The sequence below is a fragment of the Azospirillum sp. B4 genome (assembly GCF_000333275.1).
GTDB lineage: Bacteria > Pseudomonadota > Alphaproteobacteria > Azospirillales > Azospirillaceae > Nitrospirillum.
The window spans coordinates 1-2026 of the sequence record NZ_BACU01000185.1; the positions used below are offsets into that span (position 1 = coordinate 1).

General features: G+C 69.4%; 3 protein-coding genes. All 3 read left to right on the top strand.

Annotated features, from left to right (window positions below):
• Window positions 1–272: hotdog domain-containing protein (locus tag I55_RS08230; RefSeq protein ID WP_044560037.1), on the top strand; the 272-nt coding region annotated here is incomplete at its 5' end.
• Window positions 273–284: 12 nt separating this feature from the next.
• Complete coding sequence (gene lpxA, locus I55_RS08235) at window positions 285–1085, top strand: acyl-ACP--UDP-N-acetylglucosamine O-acyltransferase (RefSeq protein ID WP_044560038.1); 801 nt, start codon at window positions 285–287, stop codon at window positions 1083–1085.
• Window positions 1086–1099: 14 nt separating this feature from the next.
• Window positions 1100–1915, top strand: coding sequence for an LpxI family protein (locus I55_RS08240; protein ID WP_307718697.1), 816 nt, complete (start codon window positions 1100–1102; stop codon window positions 1913–1915).
• The last annotated feature ends 111 nt before the right edge of the window (window positions 1916–2026 follow it).

Below are 2026 nucleotides of genomic sequence, written 5' to 3' on the forward strand. Positions count from 1 at the left end.
CGGGCGTGATGATCGTGGAAGCGATGGCCCAGACGTCCGCCGTGCTGGTCATGCACACGCTGGGGCAGTCGNCCGAGGGCAAGCTGGTCTATTTCATGTCCATCGAGGAGGCGAAGTTCCGCCGCCCGGTGGTGCCGGGTGACCGCGTCGAGATCAAGGTCCAGAAGATCCAGAACCGCCGCAATGTTTGGAAGTTCAAGGGCGAGGCCTGGGTGGATGGCGCGATGTGCGCCGAGGCCACCTACGCCGCCATGATCGTGATGGAAAGCTAGGCCTTATCCACGATGAGCGCTTCCGCAGCCGAGACCGTCATCCACCCGACCGCCATGGTCGATCCCGCCGCCCAGATTGGCGCCGGGGTCACGATTGGGCCGTTCTGCGTGGTCGGCCCCCATGTCACGCTGGGCGACGGCGTGGACCTGAAAAGCCATGTGGTGGTGGAGGGCCGCACCCAGGTGGGCGCCGGCACCGTCATCTATCCCTTCGCCTCCATCGGCCATGCCCCTCAGGACCTGAAGTTCAAGGGGGAGCCGGCGGAACTGATCGTGGGCCGTAACAACCGCATCCGTGAGCATGTGACCATGCACATCGGCACGGAAGGTGGCGGCATGGTCACGCGCGTGGGCGATGGCTGCCTGTTCATGGCCTCTTCCCACGTGGCGCACGACTGCATTGTCGGCGACAACGTCATCCTGGCCAACAACGCCACCCTGGGCGGCCATGTCGAGGTGGGCGACAACGCCATCCTGGGCGGGCTGTCGGCCGTGCATCAGTGGGTGCGCATCGGTGCCCATGCCATGATCGGCGGCATGTCGGGCGTGGAAAGCGACGTTATCCCCTATGGCCTGGTGAAGGGGGACCGCGCCTTCCTGGCGGGGCTGAACCTGGTGGGGCTGACCCGGCGGGGCTTCTCGCGCGAGGATGTGGCCGCGCTGCGCACCGCCTTCGACGGCATCTTCGGCCACGAAGGCACGCTGGCTGATCGCATGGCGGCCGTGGAAAGCGCCCATCCGGCGCCGGTGGTGGGCGAGGTCCTGGCCTTTATCCGTGGCCGTGGCGGCCGCGCGCTGTGCCAGCCGCGCTGATGGCGGACACCCCCGTGAAACTGGGGATCCTGGCCGGCGGGGGCGACCTGCCCGGGCGCCTGGTCGATACCTGCCGGGCCATGGGCCGCGACGTCTTCGTCGTGACGCTGGAAGGCCAGGGCGCCATCGTGCCGCCCGATGTTCCCCAGGCCGCCTTCCGCATCGGCGCCGCCGGCGCCATTCTGGACCGGCTCCGGGCCGAGGGCGTGGGCGAGATCGTGCTGGCCGGCCGTGTGCGCCGCCCCAGCTTGGCCGAGATGCGCCCCGACTGGTTCGCCGCCAAGTTCTTCGCCCGCATCGGCGCCAAGGCGCTGGGCGACGACGGTATCCTACGCGCCCTGGTGGCGACGCTGGAGGAAGAGGGCTTCGGTGTGGTGGCCGTGCAGGCCCTGGTGCAGGGCCTGTTGAGCCCCGCCGGCCCTATGGGCGCCCTGGCGCCTGACGCCACGGCCCAGGCCGACATCCATCATGGCGTGGCCGTGGCCCGCACCCTGGGGCTGCTGGACGTGGGGCAGGCGGTGGTGGTGCAGCAGGGCCTGGTGCTGGGGGTGGAGGCCATCGAGGGCACCGACGCCCTGATCGAACGCTGCGGCGCGCTCCGCCGCGAAGGCCCCGGCCCCATCCTGGTGAAAATGCGGAAACCCCAGCAGGACATCCGCCTGGATCTGCCCACCATCGGCGTTACAACGGTGCAAAAGGCGGCGGCCCACGGCTTCCGCGGCATCGCGGTGGAAGCGGGCGGCACCCTGACCTTGGGCGCCGACCAGGTGGCCCAGGCGGCGGACGCCGCCGGCCTGTTTGTCACCGGAATCGTTACGGAGGCGGTATGAGCGAGGATGTGCCTTTGGTCTTCCTCGTCGCGGGTGAACCCTCGGGCGATGTGCTGGGCGGACGGTTGATGCTGGCCCTGAAGCAGGAGACGTTCGGCGCCATCCGCTTCG

What these genes read in the sequence shown, in the direction of transcription:
- lpxA (WP_044560038.1), top strand. Translation starts at nt 285, where the DNA reads ATGAGCGCTTCCGCAGCCGAGACCGTCATCCACCCGACCGCCATGGTC.